Here is a 6,977-nt window from a genome sequence, read left to right on the forward strand (position 1 = left end):
TCTCTCGCCGGCGCGGCCGCTACTCCGTCTTGATGGCGGTGAGCATGTTCAGGCGGGCGGCGCTGCGGGCCGGCCACATGGCGGCCAGGACACCGACCACGGCGGCCAGCAGGAGGAAGATGCCGATCCGGTCCCAGGGGAGGATCAGTTCGTAGTTCGGCATGGACTTCGCCAGCGTGCTGCCGACGGCCCAGGCGAGGAAGACACCGATGGCGACACCCAGCGCCGCGCCGAAGAGCGAGATCGACACGGCCTCCAGGCGGATCATGTTCTTGACCCGGCCACGGTCGAGACCGATCGCCCGCAGCATGCCGATCTCCTGGGTCCGTTCGAAGACGGACATCGCCAGCGTGTTGACCACCCCGAGCACCGAGATGAGCAGCGCCATGCCGAGCAGGCCGTACATGATGTTCAGCATCAGGTTGATCTGGCCGCCCATCTCGTTGCGCATGTCCTGCTGGGTGGCGACGCTGATGGCCGGGTTCTTGCCCAGGGCGTCGACGACCTTCTGCTGGCCGGCCTTGGACGAGCCGCCCTCGACGTTGACGTAGACCTCGCTGACGGCGCTCTCCTCGCTGTGCCGGCCGAGGACCTTGTCGTCGAGGACGTACGGGGAGAGCAGGCCCTCCATGTCCTTGTAGACCGCGCCGACCTTGAGGGTGTCCGCCTGGCCGTCCTCGTACTTCACGTCGAGCGTGGAGCCGACGGTGATGTTCTGCTTCTTCGCGGTCTTCTCGGCGACCAGGATCTCGCCCTTGCCGAGGGAGTCCACCGAGCCGCTGACGGTCTCGATGTTCAGCAGCCGGCCGATCGCGGCCGGGGTCACGCCGGAGGCGGACCGGAAGTCGTCGCCGACCATGAAGTAGCCGGCGGTCTGCGGGGAGACGTCCTTGATGCCGGGGGTCTTGGCCAGGGTCTCGGCCACCGACCTGTCGAGGTAGCCCATGCCGCCGGCCATGGAGACCTTGTAGTCGGCCTTGAGCTTCTCGGTGCTCATCCGGTCGACGACCTTGCCGATGGTGATGCCGAGCACCGACAGGGTGGTGACCAGGGTCAGGCCGATCGCCAGGGAGGCGGCGGTGACGGCGGTGCGGCGCGGGTTGCGGACGGCGTTCTGGGAGGCCAGCTTGCCGGGGATCCCGAACACCTTCTGCAGCAGCGGGCGGACGGCCCCGATGACCGGCTTGGCGAGCAGCGGGAGTAGCACGATCATGCCGATGAGCATGAAGAACGCGCCCCCGCCGATGGACATACGGCCGTTGTCGCCGCCCGTGGAGACCCCGAGCAGGACCAGGCCGACGCCGATGACGCTGATGATCGAGCCGATGATGTTGCGGACGACCAGGGACTTCGCGGTGGCCGGCAGGTGGGCGCTGCCCATGGCGGCGACCGGGGCGATCCGGCCGGTGCGCCAGGCCGGCAGCACCGCGGCGACCGTGGTGACCAGGACGCCGATGACCAGGGCCGCGACGATGGTGGCGGGGGCGATCACGAGGCCGCCGCCCGGGAGCTTGGCGCCGAAGGATTCGAGCACGGAGCGCATGCCGACCGCCAGGCCGATACCGCTGAGCAGGCCGACGACGGCGGACAGGGCGCCGACGACCAGGGCCTCGGCGAGGACCGAGCGCATGACCTGGCCCCGGTTGGCGCCGACGGCGCGCAGCAGGGCCAGCTCCTTGGTGCGCTGGGCGACCAGCATGGTGAAGGTGTTGTAGATCAGGAAGATGCCGACGAAGAGCGAGATGCCGGCGAAGACGAGCAGCATGGTGCCCATCTGGCCGAGGCCCCGCTCGATGTCCTTGGCCTGCTTCTCGGCGAGCGCGGCGCCCGTCTGCGCCTTGGCGTGCTTGGTGTCGATCAGCGGCTCGATGTCGGCGAGCAGCTTGTCGGCGGAGGTGCCGGCCTTGGCCGCGACGGACATCTCCATGAAGTAGCCGGGCTTGAGGTAGAGCTCCTGGGCGACCTTGGTCTCGAAGAGCACCAGGCTGCCGCCGGCCTGGACGCCGCCGTCCTCGGTGGTGAAGATGCCGGCGAGGGAGTACTCCTTGACCGGGCCGTTCGTGGCCACGCGCACCTTGTCGCCGACCTTGTACCTGCCCGTCTCCGCGGTCGCCTTGTCGAGCGCGACCTCGTCGGCCTTGGCCGGGCCGGCGCCCGCGACGAAGTCGTAACGCGGGTTCTTGCCGTCCTTGACGGGCGTGTAGTTGGCGCCCTGGTTGGACCAGCCGGCGCCGATCAGCTTGCCGTTCTCGTCGCCGACGCCGGCGAAGCCGGTGACGCGCCCGGAGACGGAGTCGACGCCCGGGAGTGCCTTGACCTTGTCGAGGGTGGCCTGGCCCAGGCCGGGCTCGCCCTCCTTCTCACCCTGTTCGTTGCGGCCCTGGCCGTACGAGGTGACGGAGACGGCCACGCCCGCGTAGTCCTTGGCGGACTGTCCGGAGAGGGACTTCTTGAGGGTGTCGGTGAAGACGAGGGTGCCGGAGACGAAGGCGACGCCGAGGGTGACGGCGAGCACCGTCATCAGCAGTCGGGCCTTGTGCGCGAGGACGTTGCGCAGCGCGGTACGGAACATGGGGGATCTCAGTCCTGGGGCTGGAAGTCTGGAAGAGGGCCGGGGAGGGAGATCCCGGGTCAGCTGGTGCGGCCCTTGGCGTCGAAGGCCTTCATGCGGTCCAGCACGCCGTCGGCGGTGGGGTGGAGCATCTCGGCGACGATCTTGCCGTCGGCGAGGAAGATGACGCGGTCCGCGTAGGAGGCGGCGACCGGGTCGTGGGTGACCATCACGACCGTCTGGCCGAGCTCGCGCACCGAGTTGCGCAGGAAGCCGAGGACCTCGGCGCCGGAGCGGGAGTCGAGGTTGCCGGTGGGCTCGTCGCCGAAGATGATCTCGGGTCGGGAGGCCAGGGCACGGGCCACGGCCACGCGCTGCTGCTGGCCGCCGGAGAGCTGGGTGGGACGGTGGGAGAGCCGTCCCGAGAGGCCGACCATGTCGATCACGGCGTCCAGCCACTGCTTGTCGGGCTTGCGGCCCGCGATGTCCATGGGGAGTGTGATGTTCTCCAGGGCTGTCAGGGTCGGCAGCAGGTTGAAGGCCTGGAAGATGAAGCCGATCTTGTCCCGGCGGAGCTGGGTGAGCTGCTTGTCCTTGAGGCTGCCCAGCTCCGTGTCACCGATGCGGACGGAACCCGAGGAGAAGGTGTCCAGGCCCGCGACGCAGTGCATCAGCGTGGACTTGCCGGAGCCCGAGGGGCCCATGATCGCGGTGAACTCGCCCTGCGTGAAGTCCACCGAGACCTTGTCGAGGGCGATCACCTGGGTCTCGCCCTGGCCGTACACCTTGGAGAGCTCGGTGGCGCGGGCGGCCACGGCCTGGGTGGTGTGCGGGGCGTAGTTCATGGTGGTCACGGGACGGCTCCTCGGTGTGCGGTGCGGGGACGCTTCCATCCTCGCCGCGGGTACCCCCGTTCCGGATCAGCCGCCGTGCCTGTTCCACGGCCCACTGGAGTCTGACGGCGGGCGGGCGCGCGTCCTCCTCTGGTATGACAGGAGCCTGATCGTCGGGCTGTGGCCCAGGTGGCGGGGAGGGTGGCGCGGGGGGTGGCGTGGGCCATCGAAATCCCGTCATTCCCGTACAGGTGGTGATCGACGTCCAGAACGGGCCGACCGTGCGTTCTCAGGGCTGACGCACCCTCAAGCGCCAATAAAATCAGACAACATCGGAAAGTTCGCAGGTTGGCGGGGGGTGCGATCCGGATAGGCTCGGCTCAGCGTTCAAGGCTTTTTCACGGGGGCCGCCACGCCTTGCCCGGATGGTGGAATGCAGACACGGCGAGCTTAAACCTCGCTGGCCTTCGGGCCGTGCCGGTTCAAGTCCGGCTCCGGGCACCATCCACGGCACGGCGCCCGGTCTTGGCAGGGTCGACCTCTCGGCGCCCGGCCGTCCCGGAACGGAAAACACGGGGGCACGCGCGCGTCACCCGCGCCTCCCGCTGACGCACAGCCCGCAGCCCCTCGCGACGACGTCAACCGGACCGGACCGCCGTCGCCCGCCGGGCCGGGTGAAGACCGACAGGTACGCCACGGCCGAGCGGGCCGCCGAGGACGCCGGCGCGTCGGGTGGCCGAGGCGCGTGAGCGCAGGGCCGGGCGGGAAGTGCCTGTTTCTTTACTGCGCCCCGCCATGGTCTCTCCTAAGATCGTCCTCCAGCAGTAGGGTGCTTTCTTTGCGAGCGCATTACTCTTGATGCAAGGCCGCGCTCGGTGGCCACGGAGGAGTGAGATGAGGAGCAGCAACCCGGTCTTCTCGCGACGGGGGTTCAGCCGCGACAACGGCGGCTACGCGGGCTTTGACGCGCAGCCGCAGCCGCAGCAGGCCGGGACGAACCCGTACGCGACCAACCCGTACGCGGCCGACCCGACCACCGGCATGCCGCAGGCCCCGGCCCGCGCCAACGTGATGACCATGGACGACGTCGTGAGCCGTACGGCCATGACGCTCGGCACGCTCATCGTGACGGCCACCCTTGCCTGGTGGGCGCTGCCCGTCGATCCGGACAACCTCGGCAAGTCGTACGCCATCGGCATCGGCGCCGGGCTCATCGCGTTCGTCTTCGCGATCATCCAGTCGTTCAAGAGCAAGCCCGTCCCCGGTCTGATCCTGGCCTACGCGGCGTTCGAGGGCGTCTTCCTCGGCGTCATCAGCGCGGCCGTCAGCACCTACCTCGGCCCCGGCGTGGTCATGCAGGCCGTGATGGGCACGATGTGTGTCTTCGCCGCCGTGCTCTTCGCGTACAAGATGCGCTGGATCCGCGTCACCCGCCGCTTCTACGGTTTCGTGATGGCCGCGACCCTCGGCTTCATCCTCCTGATGCTCGTGAACACCCTGTTCGCGGTCTTCGGCGGCGGTGACGGCCTCGGCTTCCGCAGCGGCGGCCTCGGCCTGCTGTTCGGCGCCATCGGTGTCATCCTCGGCGCCTGCTTCCTCGCCCTCGACTTCAAGCAGGTCGAGGACGGCATCACCTACGGTGCCCCGCGCGAGGAGGCCTGGCTGGCGGCCTTCGCCCTCACCATGACCCTGGTCTGGATCTACGTCGAGATGCTGCGCATCTTCTCGATCCTCTCGGGCGACGACTAGCAGGACCCGCAGGCCGACCACCGGCGTGCGCACAGCATGGGGAAGACCCCGCGAGCACACGGCTCGCGGGGCCTTCCCGCGCATAGGGGTACGGGAACGGGGTCGGGGGAGAGGGGCTCAGCCGAACCGGCGTGCGGCTCTGCGCAGGTCGTACTCGTGGATGATCGCCTTGGCCTGGCCGTACGACAGCTCGTGCGCGCCGCGCAGCCAGCTGACCTTCTCCTCGAACCGGACGAGTGAGGGGCCGTCGTCCACGGTGCGGAGCCAGTCGGAGACCTCACGACCGGTGGCCTGGGGGATTCTGTCGATCATGTTGCGGTGTGTCTGCTCGGAGAACTCTACGGACATGGGCGCCTCCGGAGGTATCGCCGTGCTGTTCTCTTCCCGCCACCGTGCCGGAGAGTTCGCCCGTTGGCAATGGTGCCCGGGCGGCGCGTAAGGTCGCCGGGTGCTTGATACTTCGCCCCTGACCGCCGTCGTGGAACGTTTCGCCGACCGGCTGCGGGCCGCGCCGCAGAGCCGCCTGCAGCGGGGTGCCGCCGCCGCGGCGCTGGACCTGGCCCGCGAACTCTCCGTACGGGCCCAGCGGATCGAGACCCCCGGGCAGGAGCCGAGGGAGGTGCCGGACGCCGGAATCTTCGTGGTCGGCGATCAGGTGGCGGTGACCGGGCTGGACCTCGCCGAGGCGCTGCGCGCCGCGGCCCCGGACAGCGCGAAGGCCCCGTCCGAGGTGCTGGACGAGGCCGTGCGGCTGGTGGAGCAGGCGGAAGTCAGAGCGATGCGATGACGCGGTCCGCGAGGATGTAGACGTTGCTGTCGGGGTCCTCGGTGTCACCGCAGGAGAAGGTCAGGGCGTAGGCGCCGGAGATGCCCGAGCCGCCCAGCAGGACCGGCGCGGTGCCCGAGCGCAGGGCCTCGGCGAGCCGCTCCGCGGTCTCCCGGTGTCCCGGGGTCATGCACAGCGTGGTGCCGTCGGTGAAGACGTACACGTCAAGCGTGCCCAGCGGGCCCGGCCGGACGTCCGCGAGGGCCGTACGGGCCTCCGCGAGCTCTTCCAGGCGGTGCACGGTGCGCTCGTGGTCGGCGCCGGGGTGCGAGGCCTGGACCGGTACGAAGTCGGGGTGCGAGGGGTGTCGCCGGCGCGCGGCGGCCAGCTCGGCCGAATCCTCGGGGTACCCGGGGAGCTCGTCGAGGATCTCCTCGCCGAGTACGGGCTCCAGCCCCACCAGGTCGGCCTGCCGGGGCAGGAAGACCGGGTTGTCCTCGCCGAGCCCGGGCAGGCCGCCCAGCAGCGAGGGGGCGTCGGCGGCGTCACGGGCCTCCTGCGCGGCCCAGAAGGCCCGCGCCTCGGCCAGCTCGCGCTCGCGCTCCTCGGCGAGGGCTTCGGCCACGGCGGCTCGTATCTCCGCGGCGGGGGACTCCACGGCGCTTCGGGCGTGCGGGACGGTCGCACCGCGAGGGTGGACCGGCACCGCCAGCTCGGTGCGCAGGGCGGCGACCTGCTTACGCAGACCATGGACGGCGTGCAGCGCAGCAGCGCCCACGGCCGTGGCAGCGGCCGTGGTCAGCAGCAGGGCAAGAGACATGGCGCTCACTGACTAACTCCTGAGGTGATTCGATCCCCCGACTTCCTACATCAGAGTGTCCCGACCTGGGAATGGCGTGCAGTGCATTACGTCACGAAATGGACAGGGCTTTGGTCACATACGCCGCATCCGTACCAGTCCTGACCTGGTTAAACACCGATCCCCCAGGAGATAGGTCACATCCTGGGGGAAATTTGGTCACAGGTCGGCCGCGACCGGGTTGGATCCAATGCCGCTACGCCGCAAGGGATCCGCCCG

6 protein-coding genes and 1 tRNA gene are annotated in these 6,977 nt (G+C 69.6%); 3 read left to right on the forward strand and 4 right to left on the reverse strand.

Annotated elements, in window-relative coordinates:
• Positions 1–19: 19 nt before the first annotated feature.
• Both ACWGIU_RS24620 and ACWGIU_RS24625 read right to left on the reverse strand, forming a co-directional pair.
• Complete coding sequence (locus ACWGIU_RS24620) at positions 20–2,572, reverse strand: ABC transporter permease (protein ID WP_453709148.1); 2,553 nt, start codon at positions 2,570–2,572, stop codon at positions 20–22.
• 59 nt (positions 2,573–2,631) lie between these two features.
• Positions 2,632–3,396 carry an ABC transporter ATP-binding protein gene (locus ACWGIU_RS24625; protein WP_453709156.1) on the reverse strand — a complete coding sequence of 255 codons (765 nt, stop codon included), beginning with the start codon at positions 3,394–3,396 and terminating at the stop codon, positions 2,632–2,634.
• Between the two features lie 407 nt (positions 3,397–3,803).
• On the opposite strand from ACWGIU_RS24625, the gene ACWGIU_RS24630 reads away from it, so the two are divergent.
• Both ACWGIU_RS24630 and ACWGIU_RS24635 read left to right on the forward strand, forming a co-directional pair.
• Positions 3,804–3,888 (forward strand) — tRNA-Leu (locus tag ACWGIU_RS24630).
• Between the two features lie 390 nt (positions 3,889–4,278).
• On the forward strand, positions 4,279–5,133 hold the full coding sequence (locus tag ACWGIU_RS24635; RefSeq protein ID WP_453709150.1) for a Bax inhibitor-1/YccA family protein: 855 nt from the start codon (positions 4,279–4,281) through the stop codon (positions 5,131–5,133).
• Between the two features lie 117 nt (positions 5,134–5,250).
• Here the strand turns inward: ACWGIU_RS24635 and ACWGIU_RS24640 are convergent, their stop codons facing one another.
• Entirely contained in the window at positions 5,251–5,481 is a 231-nt protein-coding gene (locus tag ACWGIU_RS24640) for a DUF4287 domain-containing protein (RefSeq protein WP_453709152.1), read from the reverse strand.
• 100 nt (positions 5,482–5,581) lie between these two features.
• Here ACWGIU_RS24640 and ACWGIU_RS24645 point away from each other — a divergent pair, with 100 nt between their 5' ends.
• Positions 5,582–5,920 (forward strand): hypothetical protein, encoded by a 339-nt coding sequence (locus ACWGIU_RS24645; protein ID WP_453709154.1) that lies wholly within the window; start codon positions 5,582–5,584, stop codon positions 5,918–5,920.
• Here ACWGIU_RS24645 and ACWGIU_RS24650 read toward each other — a convergent pair.
• Positions 5,904–6,719, reverse strand: coding sequence for a hypothetical protein (locus ACWGIU_RS24650; protein WP_453709158.1), 816 nt, complete (start codon positions 6,717–6,719; stop codon positions 5,904–5,906). The genes ACWGIU_RS24645 and ACWGIU_RS24650 overlap by 17 nt on opposite strands.
• Positions 6,720–6,977: the final 258 nt, after the last annotated feature.

Source organism: Streptomyces sp. NPDC054840, assembly GCF_053611065.1.